General features: G+C 70.6%; 15 protein-coding genes. 8 read left to right on the top strand and 7 right to left on the bottom strand.

All coding sequences use genetic code 11. The features are described from left to right. Positions 1–232: 232 nt before the first annotated feature. The 4 genes from glsA to HMPREF2833_RS03215 all read left to right on the top strand — a co-directional run bounded on the left by glsA (position 233) and on the right by HMPREF2833_RS03215 (position 4,965). Positions 233–2,074: a glutaminase A gene (glsA, locus tag HMPREF2833_RS03230; protein ID WP_052239247.1), complete on the top strand. Its 1,842-nt coding sequence runs from the start codon at positions 233–235 to the stop codon at positions 2,072–2,074. A 275-nt stretch (positions 2,075–2,349) separates the two neighbouring features. Beyond that, the gene (locus HMPREF2833_RS03225; protein WP_019310525.1) at positions 2,350–2,970 is read left to right on the top strand and encodes a hypothetical protein; all 621 of its coding nucleotides are present in this window, start codon (positions 2,350–2,352) and stop codon (positions 2,968–2,970) included. Between the two features lie 339 nt (positions 2,971–3,309). After that, the gene (locus tag HMPREF2833_RS03220) at positions 3,310–3,927 is read left to right on the top strand and encodes a hypothetical protein (RefSeq protein WP_019310526.1); all 618 of its coding nucleotides are present in this window, start codon (positions 3,310–3,312) and stop codon (positions 3,925–3,927) included. 6 nt (positions 3,928–3,933) lie between these two features. Next, on the top strand, positions 3,934–4,965 hold the full coding sequence (locus tag HMPREF2833_RS03215; RefSeq protein WP_039101054.1) for an inorganic phosphate transporter: 1,032 nt from the start codon (positions 3,934–3,936) through the stop codon (positions 4,963–4,965). Between the two features lie 101 nt (positions 4,966–5,066). On the opposite strand, the gene pstB is transcribed toward HMPREF2833_RS03215, so the two are convergent. The 4 genes from pstB to pstS all read right to left on the bottom strand — a co-directional run bounded on the left by pstB (position 5,067) and on the right by pstS (position 9,201). Continuing rightward, a complete protein-coding gene (gene pstB / locus HMPREF2833_RS03210) occupies positions 5,067–5,846 on the bottom strand; it encodes a phosphate ABC transporter ATP-binding protein PstB (RefSeq protein WP_019310528.1) in 780 nt (259 codons plus the stop codon). Between the two features lie 34 nt (positions 5,847–5,880). After that, positions 5,881–6,999: a phosphate ABC transporter permease PstA gene (pstA, locus tag HMPREF2833_RS03205; protein WP_039101053.1), complete on the bottom strand. Its 1,119-nt coding sequence runs from the start codon at positions 6,997–6,999 to the stop codon at positions 5,881–5,883. Further along, positions 6,999–7,946, bottom strand: coding sequence for a phosphate ABC transporter permease subunit PstC (pstC, locus tag HMPREF2833_RS03200; protein ID WP_047979436.1), 948 nt, complete (start codon positions 7,944–7,946; stop codon positions 6,999–7,001). Before pstC ends, pstA begins: the two co-directional genes overlap by 1 nt. A gap of 148 nt (positions 7,947–8,094) precedes the next feature. Continuing rightward, positions 8,095–9,201 carry a phosphate ABC transporter substrate-binding protein PstS gene (gene pstS, locus HMPREF2833_RS03195; protein WP_039101051.1) on the bottom strand — a complete coding sequence of 369 codons (1,107 nt, stop codon included), beginning with the start codon at positions 9,199–9,201 and terminating at the stop codon, positions 8,095–8,097. A 236-nt stretch (positions 9,202–9,437) separates the two neighbouring features. Between pstS and HMPREF2833_RS03190 the strand changes: the two genes are divergently transcribed. The 3 genes from HMPREF2833_RS03190 to disA all read left to right on the top strand — a co-directional run bounded on the left by HMPREF2833_RS03190 (position 9,438) and on the right by disA (position 13,296). Continuing rightward, positions 9,438–10,595, top strand: a complete 1,158-nt coding sequence (locus tag HMPREF2833_RS03190; RefSeq protein WP_083310919.1) for an FUSC family protein — start codon at positions 9,438–9,440, stop codon at positions 10,593–10,595. A gap of 105 nt (positions 10,596–10,700) precedes the next feature. Continuing rightward, positions 10,701–12,092, top strand: a complete 1,392-nt coding sequence (radA, locus tag HMPREF2833_RS03185; RefSeq protein WP_039101096.1) for a DNA repair protein RadA — start codon at positions 10,701–10,703, stop codon at positions 12,090–12,092. 127 nt (positions 12,093–12,219) lie between these two features. Continuing rightward, complete coding sequence (gene disA / locus HMPREF2833_RS03180) at positions 12,220–13,296, top strand: DNA integrity scanning diadenylate cyclase DisA (protein WP_039101049.1); 1,077 nt, start codon at positions 12,220–12,222, stop codon at positions 13,294–13,296. Positions 13,297–13,324: 28 nt separating this feature from the next. Here disA and HMPREF2833_RS03175 read toward each other — a convergent pair whose 3' ends face one another. Beyond that, positions 13,325–14,062: a DUF4232 domain-containing protein gene (locus HMPREF2833_RS03175; protein WP_070636671.1), complete on the bottom strand. Its 738-nt coding sequence runs from the start codon at positions 14,060–14,062 to the stop codon at positions 13,325–13,327. Positions 14,063–14,087: 25 nt separating this feature from the next. Here HMPREF2833_RS03175 and HMPREF2833_RS03170 point away from each other — a divergent pair, with 25 nt between their 5' ends. Continuing rightward, positions 14,088–15,071: an HhH-GPD family protein gene (locus HMPREF2833_RS03170; RefSeq protein ID WP_052239250.1), complete on the top strand. Its 984-nt coding sequence runs from the start codon at positions 14,088–14,090 to the stop codon at positions 15,069–15,071. On the opposite strand, the gene HMPREF2833_RS03165 is transcribed toward HMPREF2833_RS03170, so the two are convergent. Further along, positions 15,055–15,573 carry an amino-acid N-acetyltransferase gene (locus HMPREF2833_RS03165; protein ID WP_029603384.1) on the bottom strand — a complete coding sequence of 173 codons (519 nt, stop codon included), beginning with the start codon at positions 15,571–15,573 and terminating at the stop codon, positions 15,055–15,057. The genes HMPREF2833_RS03170 and HMPREF2833_RS03165 overlap by 17 nt on opposite strands. A gap of 121 nt (positions 15,574–15,694) precedes the next feature. Further along, positions 15,695–18,313, bottom strand: coding sequence for an ATP-dependent Clp protease ATP-binding subunit (locus tag HMPREF2833_RS03160; protein WP_070636670.1), 2,619 nt, complete (start codon positions 18,311–18,313; stop codon positions 15,695–15,697). Positions 18,314–18,595 lie beyond the last annotated feature (282 nt).

Raw genomic sequence — 18,595 nt, 5'->3', positions numbered from 1 at the left:
CGAGCAGCCCCACTCTACCGCAGCGCCGACCCGCTGCCAGTTCACCCGTGCGCAGCCCGGGCCACCAACCGCGCCGGGCCGTGGGTCGGGGAAGCGGCCGTGCGGCATCGTCGTCCGGGGCCCGGCGCGCCGGGTCCGCGCGGATGTGGGACCCTGGAGGCCGAGAGGAACGCGGCGTGCACGGCCGCGCTCCGCCCCGGCGCACCAGCCCACCGATCCCCGAGGAACACCCATGAGCACCGTCCCCATGTCCAAGCTGGGCCCGTCCCCGGTGACCGAGTACCTGCGGCGGGTCGTGGCGGAGCTGCGTGAGGTGGAGGGCGGTGCGGTCAACACCTCGATCCCGGAGCTCGCCGGGGCGGATCCGGGGACCGTGGGGATCGCGGTGGCCACCGTGGACGGCGCCCTGTACCAGGCCGGGGACACCAAGCACGAGTTCTGCATCCAGTCCATCTCCAAGGCGTTCACATACGCCCAGGCGCTCACGGACCGCGGTGCGGACGGGGTGTTCGAGAAGATCGACGTGGAGCCCAGCGGGGACGCGTTCAACGAGATCTCGCTGCAGCCCGAGACGGGGCGCCCGTCCAACCCCATGATCAACGCCGGGGCGATCGCGGCCACCTCCCTGGTGCGCAACACGTCCCACGGGACGCGCATGGAGCGGATCCTGCGGCTGTACTCGGCGTGCGCGGGGCGCCGGCTACGGATCAACAAGAACGTGCAGGCCCAGGAGCGCCGGGCCGGGGACCGCAACCGGGCCCTCGGGTGGCTGCTGACCTCGCGGGGCATCATCGACGGGGACCCCACGGGCGCCCTGGACGACTACTTCGGCCAGTGCGCGGTGATGCTCAACTGCGTGGACCTCGCGCGCATGGGCGCCACCCTGGCGGCCGGCGGGCGCAACCCCGTCACGGGAGAGCGGGTGCTGGAGCCCGCCGTGGTCTCCGACGTGCTGTCCGTGATGAGCACGTGCGGCATGTACGACGACGCCGGGCGGTGGGCGCTGCGCGTGGGCCTGCCCGCCAAGTCGGGGGTCAGCGGCGGCGTGATCGCGGTGCTCCCGGGTCAGCTCGCGGTGGCGGTGTTCTCCCCGCCCCTGGACCGGCACGGGAACTCCGTGCGCGGTGTGGCCGCGTGCGAGCGCCTGACCCAGGACCTGGATCTGCACTTCGCACGCACCGAGCGCAACGGCCACTCCACGGTGCGCTCCGAGTACACCCTGGCGGAAGCCCCCTCTCTGGTGCGCCGCAACGAGGCCGCCAGCGAGGTCCTGGAGCAGCACGGTGAGGACGCCCGGATCATCGAGCTGCAGGGGGACCTGCGGTTCGCGGGGGCGGAGACCGCCGTGCGCACGGTCCGCGACGCCGCCCGGCGCTCCCAGTACGTGCTCGTGGACATCCGGCAGGTCGACGACATGGCGCGGTTCGTGATCCCCATGCTCTCCCGCACCGCGGAACAGGTGGAGAGCACCGGGCACCACATGGTGCTGATCGCGGAGAAGAGCAACGAGCACACCCGCGGGATGGAGCATCCCATGACGGTGTTCGCCACCCGCGCGGAGGCCCTGACGTGGGCTGAGGACAGGATCCTGGAGCAGTTCGGGGACCCCGACTGCATGCCGGACAACGTCCACTCCACCCGCTCGGAGCTGCTGAGCACCCTCGCCGAGGACGACGTCCGCCAGATCCGCTCCCACACCGAGGCCGTGGAGTGGGACGCCGGGACCACGCTTCTGCGCACGGGTCAGAAGTTCAGCGGCGTGTACATGGTCACCTCCGGCAGCGTGGAGGTCTCGCGCCGCTCTCCCCAGGGGGACCGCGTGGAGCTCGAGGTGATCGGCCCCGGCATGAGCTTCGGCGAGATCGCCCTGGGCACCGAGCTGCGCTACCTCGTGAGCTTCACCGCGCTCACCCACGTGACCGCACGCCGACTCTCCCCCGAGGCCATCACGCGCATCGAGGAGCAGGACCCCGCCCTGGCCCTGCGCTGGTGGCGCGCGGTGAGCCAGCAGGCCATGCTGCGCCTCGAGGAGCGCTGGCGGCAGCAGGCCGGCGAGACGTACACCGCGGACTGAGCCGGGCGGCGTCGTGCGCGCCCCGGACGACGCCGCCCGCGCACCTGGTCTGGCCCGGTCGCCCGGCATGCACCGGAGCGCCCGGCCTGTGGGCGGGCGCCTGGTCTGCGCGGGTGCGTCCGACCTGCGCACGGGAGTGCGCGGCCTGCACGGGGCGCGGGGGCCCCACGGGCCCGACGGCGCCCGGGGTGCGCCCGCGCCACGGCCCACCGTCCGCGCCGGGGGACGTCCCCGGGCCGGTCGGACCGGACGACCCCGGGCGTACACTCGAGCGCATGTCCGAACGCCGCATGCACCACTCACCCGTGAAGTTCTCCCCCGAGAAGTTCGAGGCCCACGAGGGCGGGACGGACCCCGCGCGGGTCTCGGAGGCGGCGCACCTGGCGGCGCAGGCGCTCGTGTCCAGGGGGCGGCGCTCCCGCGACCCCGAGGTGCACGAACGTCTCGTGCGGCTCACGGACGAGCAGGGGCTGGACGGGATCGCCGAGATGTGGGCCGAGGCCCCGGCCGTCTCCCTCCCAGGAGCGCTGTGGCGGCTCTACGCGCTGCGCGCGGCGGCCCGCACCGATCCGCATCGCATGGGACGGTGGTTCGCCACGGGCCGCCACGCCGCCCAGGTCTCGAACGTGGTCGCGGGCGTGGCGGACCCTCCAGGCGCGGAGGAGATCTGCGACGTGGCGGACGTCATCCTCTCCGGGGCCTTCGACGGCGAGTTCGACGTGGCCCTCGAACGGTTCGCCGCGTTCTGCCGTGTGATCGCCGTGGGCCAGGAGCACACGCTGGACGCACCCGGGCTCACCGTGGACCGTCCGTGGGAGCGGATCCCCCGGCTGCTGCGCACCGCCGACGAGCTCGACGCCGCCGCGCGGGCCTGGCGCCACGGCCACCTCGAGTGACCGGCACCCACCGGGCGCCCAGGTGCCTCTTCCCGGCGGGCACGGTCCGGTGGCCGCGCCTTGGCCGGTGCGACACACCGTTGGTGATCGCCGGCGAGCGCGGCCCGGTGGGTGCGCTCCGGTTGGTGGGCCCCCGGGGGCCGGCGCTAAGATGATGAGCAGGTGTCGGGCCGTGGCAGCCCCGGGCTCCATCATTCAGCCGCTACGAGCGGCCTTCCGCCGAGAGGCGCTCCCGGTCCGGCACCGCTTCCTCACCGGTTCGTGGCGAATCCGACCGGTTAACCTTCGTTGGGTAGCATGACGCCGAAACTTCACGGTGCGTAACCCAAGGACGGACGGATGGCCTTTCGGATCTTCCCGGAGGACGAGCGGGTCACGGACCTGCTGGTCCAGATGAGCCGATGCGTCGTCACCGCGGTCGAGCAGCTCTCCGAGCACGTGGGGCAGGTGGACAAGGTCTGGGAGCAACCGCTCACGGACCTGCTGGAGACCGAGGACCGCTGCACCAACCTCTACTTCTCGCTGATGACCACCACTCGTTCCTCGTACGTGGTGCCCATCCCCCGCCAGGACGTCTACGTCCTGGGCCACTGGTTGCTGCGCTCCGTGCAGTGCCTCGTGGCGTGCGCCGAGCTGCACCGCCAGTACAAGGTGGAGCGCCCCAGCTCCCAGGCCACCGAGCAGCTGGCCGTGATCCAGCACATGGCCCACATGACCTGCAAGGCCATGGGGCGTCTCACCAGCATGGACGAGCTGGACGACTACTGGTTCGAGATGATGCGCCTCACCCGCCAGGCGGAGCGCACCCAGCGGGCGTACCGGGCCCGCCTCATGGAGGACTACAAGGCCGCCCAGGCGATCCGCCGCATGGACACCGCCCAGCAGCTCTTCGACGCCGCCCAGGCCCTGGGCCAGGTCTCCTCCGAGGTGGGCCGGATCCTCGTGGCGGAGTACTGACCCGTCATGACCGAGGTGCTGGCCTTCGCGGGCATCCTGCTGACGCTCGCGTTCACCGTGATCAACGGTTTCCACGACGCATCCAATGCCGTGGCACTGCCCGTGCGCTTCAACGCCCTCACACCGCGAGTGGCTCTGTGGATGGGGGCCGTGTTCAACCTCGTGGGTGCCCTCCTCGTGGGGATCGTGCTGACCGACATGATCACCTTCGAGATCCCCGTGCCCCTCAACGGCGTGGGGACGGTCGCCCTGATCTGCGCGCTGCTCAGCGCCATCGGCTGGGACCTGCTCACCTGGTGGTGGCGCATGCCCTCCTCCTCGACCGCGGCGATAGGCGGCGCCCTCGTGGGATCGCTGCTGGGCGCTCGTGCGGTGGGACTGTCCGGCGGCGACCTCTCCCTCGGTCCGTACCTCTCGTGGAACGTGGTGGCACCTCTCGTCGTGGCGCCGATCATCGCGTTCGTGCTCGCGTTCCTGCTGGTCATCCCCATGGTCCACCTGGTCAAGCACCAGTCCCCGGGCCGTGTGGGCTTCCGCGCGGGCGTGGTGCAGGCCACCGGCGCCGCCGCCATCCACTTCGGCCACGGGATCCAGCACGCCCGCCGCACCCTGTGGCTGCTGGTCCTGCTGCTGCTGATGGCCGGTGAGGGCGGCTCCCGGGACGGCATCCCCGTGTGGCTGAGCCTGCTCGTGGGCCTGTGCCTGGCGTTCGGCACCCTGCTGGGCGGCTGGCGCATCTCCTACACGCTGTCCTCCCGCGTGGTCTCCCTGGACCCGCTGCGCGGGGCGATCGCCCAGACCGTCTCCGGCACGCTGCTGTTCCTGGGCGCCTTCCTCTCCCCCATCCCGCTGTCGAGCTCGCAGACGAGCACCGCAGCCATCCTGGGCGCGGGCTCGGCCCAGAAGTTCCGCACCGTGTACCACTCCACCCTGGTGCGGGTCCTCGGCACGTGGCTGCTCACCGTGCCCGTGTGCGGCGTGGTCTCAGCGGTTCTCTTCCTCGCCGTGTCCCCGCTGATCCCCACCCCGGCCGGCTGACCCTCGCGCGCAGGTCCCGCGCACCAGTGTCCCGGCACGACGACGCCCGGCCCGCCACCGCGGTCAGCGGTGACGGGCCGGGCGGGCGCAGGAGGACGCGATCAGCCGAAGCGGCCGGAGACGTAGTCCTCGGTCTCTTTTTTCTGCGGGGTGTTGAAGATCTCGGAGGTCGGTGCGTACTCGATCAGGCGGCCGGGCTTGCCGGTGCCCTCGATGTTGAAGAACGCCGTCTTGTCCGAGACACGGGAGGCCTGCTGCATGTTGTGCGTCACGATGACCACCGTGTAGTCGGTCTTGATCTCGTTGATCAGGTCCTCGATGGCCAGGGTGGAGATGGGGTCCAGCGCGGAGCAGGGCTCATCCATGAGGATGACGTCCGGCTTGACCGCGATGGCACGGGCGATGCACAGACGCTGCTGCTGACCTCCGGAGAGCCCGGAGCCGGGCTTGCCCAGCCGGTCCTTGACCTCGTTCCAGAGGTTCGCGCCGCGCAGCGAGCTCTCCACCAGGTCGTCCGCCTCGCTGCTGGAGATCCGCTTGTTGTTGAGCTTCACTCCCGCCAGCACGTTGTCCCGGATGGACATGGTGGGGAACGGGTTGGGGCGCTGGAAGACCATGCCCACCATGGACCGCACGGTCACGGGGTCCACACCCTTGCCGTAGAGGTCGTCCCCGTCCAGGAGCACCTTGCCCTCGGCGTAGGCGCCGGGGATGACCTCGTGCATCCGGTTCAGGGTGCGCAGGAAGGTCGACTTGCCGCAGCCCGACGGGCCGATGAAGGCCGTGACGGAGCGGGGCTCGATGTTCATGCTGACGTCTTGGACCGCCAGGAAGTCGCCGTAGTAGACGTTGAGGTGATCGACGTCAATGCGTTTCGACATGGTTGCTTGTCCTTAGCTCAGGTGGGTCGGAAGATCAGCGGCCGGCGGTCTTGGGAGCGAACGCCCGGGCGACGAGGCGGGCCACGAGGTTCAGCAGCATCACGATCAGGATCAGGATCAAGGCCGCGGCCCAGGCTCGCTGCAGGGACGGATCCGGGTTCGTGGGCGACGTGGGGTTCATGATCTGGTAGTAGATGTACGTGGGCAGCGTGGTCATCCAGCCGGAGAACGAGTTCCAGTTGATGGCCGTGGCGAAGCCCGCCGTGACGAGCAGCGGCGCGGTCTCACCGATCACGCGGGCGATCGCGAGCGTCACGCCGGAGGCGATGCCCGAGATCGAGGTGGGGATGACCACCTTGAGGATGGTCCGCCACTTGCGCACACCCAGCGCGTAGGAGGCTTCACGCAGCTCGTTGGGAACGATCCGCAGCATCTCCTCGGTGTTCTTCACCACCGTGGGGATCATGAGCACGGTCAGGGCCACGGCGGCCACGAAGCCGGTACGGGTGGACGGGCCGAAGATCAGCCCGAACAGCGCGGCGGCGAACAGGCCGGCCACGATGGACGGGATGCCCGTCATGACGTCCACGAAGAACGTGATGGCCTTGCCGAGCCAGCCTCCGCGAGAGTACTCCACCAGGTAGATGGCCGTGAGCAGGCCCACCGGGACGGACATCAGGGTGGCCCAGAAAGTGATGGACACGGTGCCCACGATCGCGTGGTAGGCACCGCCGACCACGTCGCCGGAGGTCTTGGCCTGGTTGTCCTGGAACCCGGTGACCCCGTTCATGGACGTGGTCAGGAAGTCCGCGCTGAGACCGGGCAGGCCGTTGGCCAGCACGGTCCAGATCACCGACACCAGCGGGATCACGGCCAGCACGAAGGCGCCGTAGACCAGGAAGGTCATCATGGAGTCCGCACCGGAGCGGCGGCCCTCGATGAGGCCGACGGCCAGGGGCCCCGCGATCAGGAAGATCACGGCGGCGAACAGTGCCCACAGGGCGATGCTGAAGCCCACCAGGGCTGCGATGGCGGCCCCCGCCACCACGGCACCCAGGCCGATGGCCGGGACCAGCCACCCGGGGCGCTGCCCGCGGGTCAGTTTGGACTGCCGGACGGGTGAGACGCCCGGAGAGTTCGTGGTCGATGACATCAGTTGGCCCCCGAGAATTCCTTGTAGCGAGCGATGATGGCACGGGCGATCATGTTGACCACCAGGGTGATGAGGAACAGCACGAGGCCGGCGGCAATCAGCTCGGACAGCCGCAGTCCGTAGGCCTCGGGGAAGTTCAGGGCGATCTCCGCGGCGATGGTCTGGTTGCCGGACTTGATGAGCGAGGCGATCATCGGGCCCGAGGAGAGCACGAGGGCCACGGCCATCGTCTCACCGAGCGCGCGCCCCAGGGCCAGCATCACGGAGGAGATGATGCCCGGACGGGCGAACGGCAGGACGGACATCCGCACCATCTCCCACCGGGTGGCCCCCAGTGCGAGCGCAGCCTCCTCGTGGAGCTTGGGCGTCTGCGTGAAGATCTCGCGGGACATGGAGGTGATGATCGGCAGGATCATGATGGCCAGCACCACACCTGCGGTGAGCATCGTCTTGCCGGTCTGCGAGGCGGGGCCGGCGAAGAACGGGATGAATCCCAGGTGCTCCGCGAGCCAGTTGTACAGCGTCACCATCGCGGGGGCCAGCACCGTGGCACCCCACGCGCCGAAGATCACGGAGGGGATCGCGGCCAGGAGGTCGATCACGTAGCCCACCGGCTTGGAAACCCTCGCGGGCGCGTAGTGGGAAATGTACAGGGCCACCAGGATCCCGATCGGTGTGGCGATCAGCAGCGCGATGACGGACGAGATGATCGTGCCGACGACCAGGGGACCGATGTAGGCGCCGAAGCCCTTTCCACCGGTGATGTCCTCGGGTGCGGCGGTGAATGTGGGCACGGCCTGCAGGAACAGGAAGATCGCCACGGCCGCCAGGACCACGAAGATCAGGATGCCGGCGGCCAGGCTGAGCCCGGAGAAGATGGAGTCCCCGGCACGACCGGCCGAGGAGGACTTCGACTCCGGTTTCTGTGTGCTGACGGTGGTGGACATGGACCAGTCCCTTCGTTCAGGTGTGGTGCGAGCTGGGCGGTGGCCACCGCCCAGCGTAGGACGTGGCGGCGGTCGACGACCTCGTGCGCGAGTGCGGCGTCGGCGCGCTCAACGCACCGACGCCGCACTCGAGGGTCCTCGGGCCGGATCAGCCCTTGGCGGAGATGGTGTCCACGGCGGCCTGGGTCTGCTTGCGCAGGGACTCGGACAGCGGGGCGGAGCCGGAGGAGTCCGCAGCCGCCTTCTGGCCCTCCTCGGAGACCACGTAGGTCTCGAAGGCCTTCACGAGGTCGGCGGTCTCCTTGGAGTCGTACTGGGCGCACACGATGTGGTAGGACACCAGCACCAGCGGGTAGGCGCCGGCCTCCTTGGTGTCGCGGGCGATCTCGATCGCCATGTCGTGCTCGCCGCGGCCCTCGACCTGCTTGGAGACCTCCACGGCCTTTGCCGCGGCCTCGGGCGAGTGCTTGACGTACTCCTCGCCCACCTTGATGGCGGCGGTGCCGAGGTCACCCACGGCGGAGGAGTCAGCGTACGTGATGGCGCCCTCGGTGCCGGAGGTCGTGGTGACCACACCGGAGGTGCCCTTGTTGTTCTCCGCGGCGTACTTGGAGGGCCAGGCCTGGTCCGGCTCGTCGGTCCAGTCCTTGGGAGCGGCCTGGCTGAGGTAGTCGGTGAAGTTCTCGGTGGTGCCCGAGTCGTCGCTGCGGTGCACCACGGTGATCGCGGTCTCCGGCAGGTCGGCGTCCGGGTTCTGCTTCTTGATCTCCTCGGCGTTCCACTTCTTGATCTCGCCCTTGAAGATCTTGGCGATGGTGGGGGCGTCCAGGTTCAGGCTCTCCACGCCGGGCAGGTTGAACGCCACGGAGATCGGGGAGATGTACACGGGCAGGTCCATGGCCCCGGCGTCGCCGCACTGCTTCTTGGCGTCCGGGATCTCCTTCTCGGAGAGGTAGGCGTCCGAGCCGGCGAAGTTCGCGCCGCCAGCGAGGAACGCCTCGCGGCCCGCGCCGGAGCCGTCCGGGGAGTACTGCACCGTGGCGCCGCTGTTGGAGGACTGGAAGCCGTTCTGCCAGGCGGTCATGGCGGCCTGCTGGGAGGAGGCACCGATGCCGGTCAGGGTGCCGGAGACACCGCTGCTCTCGCCGCCACCGCCACCGCTCTCGCCGGTGGGGTTGTCGGAACCGCAAGCGGTCAGGGCGAGGGCGCCAATGGCCAGGATTGCGGCCGAGCGGCCGACGTTCGAAACCTTCACTGTTTCTCCTTCGAAAACGGTTGCCGGCGATTCCGGCGGCGTGTGGCGTCGCAGCCCGACGCCCATCTCCGCTGCGTGCGCAGCGTGCCCGCGGATCACGGTAGGGAGCAGATGTTGCCAGATTCAGCCAAGAAGGTGAACGGACGATTAACAACGCCGGGGGATGCCGGAACCGACTCCACCCCGTGGCACCGGGTGGCGCCAGAGCGGGGTCCGGTCCCGCCTAAGATGGCGTCATGGCGTCCTCGGAAGCAGCACTCCCCCGCTCCCGGACCCGCCGTGCCGCGGACCTCGTGTGGCAGCGCTGCCGCACGGGCTGGGACCGCATGACGTCCGGCCTGTTCCAGGCCGTGCAGATGACCGTGGCCGCGGTGGGCGCCTACATCATCGCGGAACGGGTGCTGGGCCACCACGGCCCCATCTTCGCGGCCACGGCCGCCCTCGTGTCCCTGGGCTACGCCAAGGGCGGGCTGCGCTACCGCCGGGTGCTGGAGGTCTCGGTCGGCTGCACGCTCGGAATCATCATGGGGGACCTGCTCATCCACGTGCTGGGCCCCGGGGAGTGGCAGGCGGCCGTGGTGCTGCTGATCTCGCTGCTGCTGGCCCGCTTCCTGGACAACGGCGCGATCTTCACCACGCAGATGGGCCTGCAGTCCGTGCTCGTGGTGCTGCTGCCGCCATCCCAGGACGGTGTGTTCGCCCGTTCCCTGGACGCCGTGGTGGGCTGCCTGTGCGCCCTGGTGCTCGCGTACGTGGTGCCCAGGGACCCGCGCCGGGAGCCGCGACAGGACCTCACCGTCCTCATCACCGAGTTCACCCGGATGCTCTCCGACTGCTCCCGCGCCGTGGCGGACACCGACTCGCAGCTGGCCTGGCACGCACTCGTGCGCGGACGCCAGACCCAGCCGCTCGTGGACTCCGTGCGCACCGGCCTGACAGGCTCCAAGGAGATCGCCCACGCCTCCCCCATCTACCGGCGCCACCGGCAGGAGATCGACGAGCTCAGCGCGAGCATCCGCTACCTGGACCTCGCGGTGCGCAACTCCCGCGTCTTCGCACGCAGGCTCGCCTCGGTGCTCAACCGTGTGACCCTGGCCGACGCCGCCGTCGAGTCCCTCTCCGAGGCCCTCGCAGACCTCTCCGACGCGGTGCTGAGCTACGGCCACGCCCTGCGCGAGAGCCACGCCCAGAGCCGTGAGAGCTACCTGCGCCAGACCCGCAACGAGCTCTTCTCCGTGGCGGAGCGGCTGTCCCCCGCGCAGATGGGCATCCGCACCATGGAGGGCGAGGCTCTCGTGCTGCTGCTGCGCCCCATGGTCGTGGACCTGCTGGAGGCCGCGGGCGTCTCCCACGAGACCGCGGCCAAGCACCTGCCGCCCCTCGAGCGCTGCTGATTCGGCGCACGACGCCGCCCGCTCACCTCCCGCCGACCAGGCCCGCGGAGCGGCGTCGTGCGCCGGAACGCTGTGCGCGTCGGAACGGGGACCTACCGTGTGGGCATGGCCACAAAGACCCGCAAGCAGTCCACCGTCTACCGCTGCACCGAGTGCGGCTGGACCACGGCCAAGTGGGTGGGCCGGTGCGGCGAGTGCCAGGCCTGGGGCACCGTCCAGGAGATGGGCGCGGAGCAGGAGCACGGCCGCACCAGGGCCGCGGCGGCCGTGACCACCCCGGCGCAGCCGATCGCCCGGGTGGACTCCTCGCTGGCGCAGTTCACCCCCACCCGTGTGGAGGAGCTGGACCGCGTGCTGGGCGGGGGTCTCGTGCCCGGCGCGGTCATCCTGCTCGCGGGAGAACCGGGTGTGGGAAAGTCCACCCTGCTGCTGGACGCGGCCGCCAAGGTGGCCGGCGGGGACACGCCCCGCACCGTCCTGTACGTCACGGGCGAGGAGTCGGCGGCGCAGGTCAAGCTGCGCGCCGAACGGATCGGTGCCATCTCCGAGACCCTCTACCTCACGGCGGAGTCCGACCTCTCCGTGGCCCTCGCCCACGTGGCGCAGCTGGAGCCGGACCTGCTGGTCGTGGACTCCGTCCAGACGCTCGCGAGCCCGGAGATCGAGGGATCCGCCGGCGGCGTGAGCCAGGTGCGGGAGGTCGCCGCGAGCCTGATCCACGCCGCGAAGACCAGGAACATGACCACTCTGCTGGTGGGCCACGTGACCAAGGAGGGTTCGATCGCGGGGCCCCGGTTGCTGGAGCACCTGGTGGACGTGGTGTGCCAGTTCGAGGGGGAGAAGCACTCGCGCATCCGGCTGCTGCGCGCCGTGAAGAACAGGTTCGGACCCACGGACGAGGTCGGGTGCTTCGACTTGGAGGAGAACGGCATCCGCTCCGTCTCCGACCCCTCGGGACTGTTCGTCTCGCGCACCCCCGTGCCCGTGGCGGGCACGTGTCTGAGCGTCACGGTGGAGGGGCGCAGACCGCTGCTGGCCGAGGTCCAGGCGCTGCTGGACACCTCCAGCACCGCTCAGCCACGCCGCGCCACGTCCGGGCTGGACGGCTCCCGCGTGGCCATGCTGCTGGCCGTGCTGCAGCGCCGGGCGGGCCTCGCCCTCGCCTCCCTGGACTGCTACGTCTCCACCGTGGGCGGGGTGCGCCTCACGGAGCCCGCCACCGATCTCGCGGTGTGCATGGCCCTGGCCTCCGCGGCCCAGGACCGCCCGCTGCCCCAGCGCCTCGTGTGCTTCGGGGAGATCGGCCTGGCCGGGGAGGTGCGGCCGGTGCCCGAGATCAACCGACGCATCCAGGAGGTCGCGCGCCTCGGGTTCACCCACGCCGTGGTGCCGGCCTCCCCCACCGGCCCGGGGAAGATCCCCGCGGGGTTCTCGGTGCGCGAAGTGACCACCGTGGGGCAGGCCCTGGAGCTGCTGTTCCCGGCGCGCCCGGACTGAGGCGCCGGGGTCGGCTGTCCGGCGTCCCCCCGTGCCGCGCGTCCCCCGTGCCGCACGCCGCCGTGCAGCGCGCCAGTGCCGCGCGCGGTGCCGCCGCGCGTCCCCGCCCCGACCCTAGAATGAGCCCGTGGCCAAAACTCGCGAAACCTCCCTGCGCAGGACCCTCGCCAGGGTCGCCCCCGGCACGGAGCTGCGCACCGGCCTCGAACGCATCCTGCGCGGACGCACCGGAGCCCTGATCGTGCTCGGATTCGACCGCTCGGTGGAGTCCCTGTGCTCCGGGGGATTCGACATCGACACCGACTTCACCCCCACCAAGCTGCGCGAGCTCGCCAAGATGGACGGCGCGATCGTGTGCGACAAGGACGCCACCCGCATCCTGAAGGCCGGCGTGCAGCTCATGCCGGACGCGGACATCACCACGCTGGAGTCCGGAACCCGGCACCGCTCCGCAGAGCGCACCGCCAAGCAGACCGGGGTGCCGGTCATCTCCGTGAGCCAGTCCATGAACGTGATCACCATCTACAAGAACGAGGAGCGCTACGTCATCGAGGGCTCCCAGGCCATCATGGCCCGGGCCAGCCAGGCCCTGCAGACCCTCGAGCACTACAGCAACCGGCTCGAACAGGTGCTGGGCAGCCTCTCGGCGCTGGAGATCGAGGCCGCGGTCACCATCCGGGACGTGGCCCTGACGCTGCAGCGCATGGAGATGGTGCGCCGGATCTCGGAGGAGATCGGCTGGTACGTGCTGGAGCTCGGCACGGACGGCCGGCTGATCTCCCTCCAGCTGGAGGAGCTCACCGCCGGCAACGGCCCGGGCCCGGACGTGGTGCTGCGCGACTACCTCCCCGAGGGCACAGACGCGGAGGCCCTGGCACAGTCCCTGGCCGCGCTCGCCGAGCTCTCCTCCGTGGACCTCATCGACCTGCAGAAGGTCGCGGTGGCCGCAGGACTCACGGGTCCCCAGGGCACCCTGGAGACGGACCTGCACCCGCACGGGTACCGCCTGCTGGAGGGCATCAAGTCCATGCCCGGCGCGGTGGCCAAGCGACTGGTCGCCCAGTTCGACGGGCTGCAGTCGCTCATGGCGGCAAACCTGGAGGACCTGATGTCCGTGGAGGGCATCGGCGAGCAGCGCGCCCGCACGGTGCGGGAGTCCCTGTCCCGGATGGCGGAGACCAGCCTGCTGGACCGGTTCATGTGAACCGGGCGCGGCCCCCGAGGGTGCCGCGCTACTGCAGCACGAAGGCGGCCTGCTCGCTGGTGGTCTCTCCCAGGGACACCGCCAGGTTGTAGTACCCGGCGAGTGCCTTCGGCTGTCCCGCGGGGCAGCCCTCCGCGGTGCGCACGCGGTTCCAGGTGAGGTTGGAGGTCTCCTTCTGCCCGGGGGCCAGGGTGACCTTGCGGTCCTCGCCGCCCGCGGCGCAGTGCCGGGAGTCGAACACGGTGTCCGCGCCGGAGGTGACCACGAACGCCATCAGCTTGGTCCCGGCATTGACCGTGCAGGGCTGCTCGCCCGTGTTCTCCAGGGTCATGGTGAGGACCGGTTCCTCCTCCCCCGCGTAGCTCTCCTTGCTCGTGGAGGCCCTCACGGAAAGGTCCGCCTGGCACTCGGCGGCCGCCGTGCTCGAGGCACTCGGGCCGGCCGAGCCACCGGGCGATGCCGAGCCGGAGGGGCTCGGGCGCGGCGTGAAGTCCGCGAACTTCTGCGCCGGATCCGCGCTCACCTGCGGGGAGGTGGCCGGCTCCTGTGCCGTGGCCGGGGCGTCGTCGGGCGCGTCTCCCGCGCCGGTGACCGCACGCACCCCCTTCGTGACGCCCCAGACCAGCAGAAGCAGGAGCAGGACGACGACGCCCAGCGCCACCAGGCGGCGTCGCCGGTAGACGTGCTGCGGGAGCCTGGCCTCGGTGTCCTCGTGGTCGGCGGGGGAAGCAGGAGGATCGTGCCGATCGGAACCGTGGGAAGCCATGCGCTCCAGGCTACCGTGGTCCGTGATGAACTCGAGTGCCGAAACCCATGGACAGCCCGCCACCCACCACGTCCGCCAGGCGGTGCTCCGGTGGTACCGCGCGAACGCGCGCGAGCTGCCGTGGCGCGCGGCCGAGCGCACCCCGTGGGGCGTGATGGTCAGCGAGATCATGCTCCAGCAGACCCCCGTGGCGCGGGTGCTGCCCGTGTGGCGGCGGTGGCTGGAGCGCTGGCCCATCCCGGGTGACCTCGCGGGGGCCGCGCCGGCGGACGTGGTGCGCGAGTGGGACAGGCTGGGCTACCCGCGGCGAGCACTGCGTCTGCACGCGGCCGCCCAGAAGATCCGGGACGAACACGGCGGGCGGGTGCCCGGCGACCACGCCGAGCTGCTCGCCCTGCCCGGCATCGGGACCTACACCGCCGCGGCCGTGGCCGTGTTCGCCTTCGGGCAGCGCCACACAGTGGTGGACACCAACATCCGCCGTGTGGAGGCCCGGCTGTTCTCGGGCCGCGCGCTTCCCTCACGCTCCCTGACCGCCGCGGAGACGAGGCTCGCGGACTGGCTGCTCCCCGAGGACGTGGCCGAGTCCGTTGCGTGGAACCAGGCCGTGATGGAGCTGGGCGCACTGGTGTGCACCGCCCGCGCCCCGCGCTGCGGGCAGTGCCCCGTGCGGGACGCGTGCGCGTGGGTGGCCGCAGGCAGTCCTCCTGCTGAGGAGACGCCCCGCGGGCAGTCGTGGCACGGGACGGACCGGCAGGTCCGGGGCGCCGTCATGGCCGTGCTGAGGGCCGCCACCGCTCCGGTGCCGGAGGCCCTCCTGCTCACGGACCTCGCGGGCTCGGAGCAGCTGGCGTCCGAGCACCAGGCGCCACCCGCCGTGGTGGTGGACGAGCTGAAGGCCCTGTGGCGGCTGCCGGCCCCGCCGGAGCAGCGCCGTCGTGCCCTGGCCGGCCTGCTGACCGACGGTCTCGCGGCCGCGGACGACGCCGGGGTCAGCCTTCCGGTGTGAGCTGCCGGATCATCCGGGTGTTGCCCAGCGTGTTGGGCTTCACCCGCGCGAGGTCCAGGAACTCCGCGACGCCCTCGTCGTGCGAGCGCAGCAGCTCCGCGAACACCTCCGCGGGAATGGTCTCCTGGTTGGCCATGACCTCGAAACCGTGGGCGGCGAAGAACCCCACCTCGAACGTGAGGCAGAAGACCCGGCTCACCCCCAGCCGTTCCGCCCGGGACAGCAGTTCGCGCAGCATCCGCCCGCCCACACCGTGGCCGCGCGCGGCCGGTGACGTGGCGAGCGTGCGCACCTCCGCGAGGTCCTCCCACATCACGTGCAGCGCGCCGCAGCCCACCAGCGCCCCGGACTCGTCCTCCGCGACCACGAACTCCTGGATGCTCTCGTAGTAGGTCACGGTGTCCTTGGTGATGAGGATGCGCTCCGTGGCCATGGGGGCCACGAGCTCCTTGATCCCGTGGACGTCCGACGTGCGGGCTGGGCGGATGCGGATCTCGGTCATGGCCACGACTGTACGCGGGCCGACCGCGCCCCCCGGGACGCGAGCGGGCGGCGTCGCGAACCGCTGTGGTTCACGACGCCGCCCGCCGGCAGCTTCCGGGGCCCGCCCGGGCCGGGGTGGGTCAGGCCTGCGCCTGGGCCGCTCCCCCGCCCGTGTCCCCGCCGGTGTGCGGCGAGCGCGGGACGTCCTTGCCGGACGTGCTGTCGTCGTTGTCCGTCAGGGTGGGGGTGTTCTCGATCTCCGCGATCTCCTCGTCGGAGAGCTCCGACATGGGAGTGGAGGAGAAGGTGAACGAGGCGTCGTCACCCTCGCCCTCGACGCCCACGGTGATCTTCTCGCCGGAGGCGATCTCACCGAACAGGATCCGCTCCGAGAGCTGGTCCTCGATCTCGCGCTGCATGGTGCGGCGCAGCGGGCGGGCGCCCATGGCGGGGTCGTACCCCTTCTTGGCCACCAGTTTCTTGGCCTCGTCCGTGAGCGTGATGGACATGTCCTGCTCGCGCAGCCGCTGCTGCAGCCGCGCCACGAACAGGTCCACGATCTGCACGATCTCGGACTCGCTCAGCTGCGGGAACACGATGATCTCGTCCACGCGGTTGAGGAACTCCGGACGGAAGTGCTCCTTGAGCTCCTCCTGCACCTTGGCCTGCATGCGGTCGTAGGAGGTGGCGGCGTCCCCGCTGGCCTGGAAGCCCACGGGAACCGTGCGGGAGATGTCCCGGGTGCCCAGGTTGGTGGTCATGATGATCACCGTGTTCTTGAAATCCACCACGCGGCCCTGCGAGTCGGTCAGGCGGCCGTCCTCGAGGATCTGCAGCAGGGAGTTGAACAGGTCCTGGTGGGCCTTCTCCACCTCGTCGAAGAGCACCACGGAGAACGGCTTGCGACGGACCTTCTCCGTCAGCTGGCCGCCCTCCTCGTAACCCACGTAGCCGGGAGGGGCACCGAAGAGCCGGGAGACCGTGTGCTTCTCCTGGTACTCGGACATGTCCAGGGTGATCAGGGCGTCCTCGTCACCGAAGAGGAACTCCGCGAGCGCCTTGGCCAGCTCGGTCTTGCCCACGCCGGTGGGCCCGGCGAAGATGAACGAGCCACCGGGACGGCGGGGATCCTTCAGACCGGCGCGCGTGCGGCGGATGGAGCGGGAAAGGGCCTTGATGGCCTCGTTCTGCCCGATGACGCGCTTGTGCAGCTCGTCCTCCATGTGCAGCAGACGCCCGGACTCCTCCTCGGAGAGCTTGTAGACCGGCACACCCGTGGACGCCGAGAGCACGTCCGAGATGACCTCGGGGGTGACCTCGGAGATCTGGTCGTCGCCCTCGCGCCAGGCCTTGTCCTTCTCGTCCCGCTCGGCAATGAGCTTCTGCTCGGTGTCACGCAGGGACGCGGCCTTCTCGTAGTCCTGGCCCTCGATCGCGGCTTCCTTGGCGGTCTTGGTCTCCGCGATCTTCTCGTCCAGCGCCTTGATCTCCGGCGGGGCGGTCATGCGCTTGATGCGCAGGCGGGCACCGGCCTCGTCGATCAGGTCGATGGCCTTGTCCGGCAGGAACCGGTCGGAGACGTAGCGCGCGGACATGTGCACCGCGGCCTCCAGGGCGTCGTCCGAGATGGACACGCGGTGGTGCGCCTCGTACTTGTCGCGCAGCCCCTTGAGGATCTCCACGGCGTGGGCCTCGGAGGGCTCGTCCACCTGGATGGGCTGGAAGCGACGCTCCAGGGCGGCGTCCTTCTCGATGTGCTTGCGGTACTCGTCCAGGGTGGTGGCGCCGATGGTCTGCAGCTCACCGCGGGCCAGCATGGGCTTGAGGATCGAGGCGGCGTCGATCGCGCCCTCGGCGGCACCGGCACCCACGAGGGTGTGGATCTCGTCGATGAACAGGATGATGTCCCCGCGGGTGCGGATCTCCTTGAGCACCTTCTTCAGGCGCTCCTCGAAGTCACCGCGGTAGCGAGAACCCGCCACCAGGGAGCCGAGGTCCAGCGTGTAGAGCTGCTTGTCCTTCAGGGTCTCCGGGACGTCTCCGCGGACGATGGCCTGCGCGAGGCCCTCCACCACGGCGGTCTTGCCCACGCCGGGCTCGCCGATCAGCACGGGGTTGTTCTTGGTGCGTCGCGAGAGCACCTGCATCACGCGCTCCATCTCGCGGTAGCGCCCGATCACCGGGTCCAGCTTGGACTCGCGAGCCGCCGCCGTGAGGTTGCGCCCGAACTGGTCCAGCACGGCGGAACCGGCCGGGGTTCCCTCGGCACGTCCACCGCCGCCGACGCCGGCCGCTTCCTTCTCGCCGCCGGAGTTCCCGGACTGGTAGCCCGAGATCAGCTCGAGCACCGTGGCCCTCACCTTGGCCGGGTCCGCGCCGAGCTTCACGAGCACCTGGGAGGCCACACCCTCACCCGCGCGGATGATGCCCAGCAGGATGTGCTCGGTGCCGATGTAGTTGTGGCCCAGCTGCAGGGCCTCGCGCAGCGAGTGCTCCAGCACCTTCTTGGCGCGCGGCGTGAACGGGATGTGGCCCGAGGGCGCCTGCTGGCCCGGGCCGATGATGTCCTGGACCTGCTCGCGCGCGGCGCTCAGGGTGATGCCCATGGACTCGAGGGCCTTGGCGGCGACGCCCTCCCCCTCGTGGATCAGACCGAGCAGCAGGTGCTCGGTGCCGATGTAGTTGTGGTTGAGCATCCTGGCCTCTTCCTGGGCCAGCACGACCACCCGGCGGGCACGGTCGGTGAAGCGTTCGAACATGGATACTCCTTCATTGATCTCTGCCCACGATGCTAGGCACCGCAATGGCCGCCATGGGCACTGTTCGCCACTGGCGCACGGTGCTCGGCCGGGGGCGAAATCGCCCTTCCACCCCCGGCCCCGGGGGTTCCGCAGCCCGATCCCGGCACGAACGTCGACGGCCGGGGCACACCAGATCTGGTGTGCCCCGGCCGTCGTGGAAAGGGCCCCGAGTCGTTCGCCGGGGACCCGGGCGCGGGGCCCGGTGGGAGAGCTCTTCCCGCCGGTGCGCCCGGCGTGCGG

The organism is Kocuria sp. HMSC066H03 (assembly GCF_001812045.1).
Classification (GTDB): domain Bacteria; phylum Actinomycetota; class Actinomycetes; order Actinomycetales; family Micrococcaceae; genus Kocuria; species Kocuria rhizophila.
The sequence above is the reverse complement of the archived record's forward strand: the minus strand, read 5'-3'. Positions and strand labels throughout refer to the sequence as shown.

What these genes read in the sequence shown, in the direction of transcription:
- radA (WP_039101096.1), top strand. Translation starts at nt 10,701, where the DNA reads ATGGCCACAAAGACCCGCAAGCAGTCCACCGTCTACCGCTGCACCGAG.
- HMPREF2833_RS03190 (WP_083310919.1), top strand. Translation starts at nt 9,438, where the DNA reads ATGGCGTCCTCGGAAGCAGCACTCCCCCGCTCCCGGACCCGCCGTGCC.
- HMPREF2833_RS03215 (WP_039101054.1), top strand. Translation starts at nt 3,934, where the DNA reads ATGACCGAGGTGCTGGCCTTCGCGGGCATCCTGCTGACGCTCGCGTTC.
- HMPREF2833_RS03165 (WP_029603384.1), bottom strand. Translation starts at nt 15,573, where the DNA reads ATGACCGAGATCCGCATCCGCCCAGCCCGCACGTCGGACGTCCACGGG.
- HMPREF2833_RS03225 (WP_019310525.1), top strand. Translation starts at nt 2,350, where the DNA reads ATGTCCGAACGCCGCATGCACCACTCACCCGTGAAGTTCTCCCCCGAG.
- HMPREF2833_RS03160 (WP_070636670.1), bottom strand. Translation starts at nt 18,313, where the DNA reads ATGTTCGAACGCTTCACCGACCGTGCCCGCCGGGTGGTCGTGCTGGCC.
- HMPREF2833_RS03175 (WP_070636671.1), bottom strand. Translation starts at nt 14,062, where the DNA reads ATGGCTTCCCACGGTTCCGATCGGCACGATCCTCCTGCTTCCCCCGCC.
- pstC (WP_047979436.1), bottom strand. Translation starts at nt 7,946, where the DNA reads ATGTCCACCACCGTCAGCACACAGAAACCGGAGTCGAAGTCCTCCTCG.
- glsA (WP_052239247.1), top strand. Translation starts at nt 233, where the DNA reads ATGAGCACCGTCCCCATGTCCAAGCTGGGCCCGTCCCCGGTGACCGAG.
- HMPREF2833_RS03220 (WP_019310526.1), top strand. Translation starts at nt 3,310, where the DNA reads ATGGCCTTTCGGATCTTCCCGGAGGACGAGCGGGTCACGGACCTGCTG.
- pstB (WP_019310528.1), bottom strand. Translation starts at nt 5,846, where the DNA reads ATGTCGAAACGCATTGACGTCGATCACCTCAACGTCTACTACGGCGAC.
- HMPREF2833_RS03170 (WP_052239250.1), top strand. Translation starts at nt 14,088, where the DNA reads ATGAACTCGAGTGCCGAAACCCATGGACAGCCCGCCACCCACCACGTC.
- pstA (WP_039101053.1), bottom strand. Translation starts at nt 6,999, where the DNA reads ATGTCATCGACCACGAACTCTCCGGGCGTCTCACCCGTCCGGCAGTCC.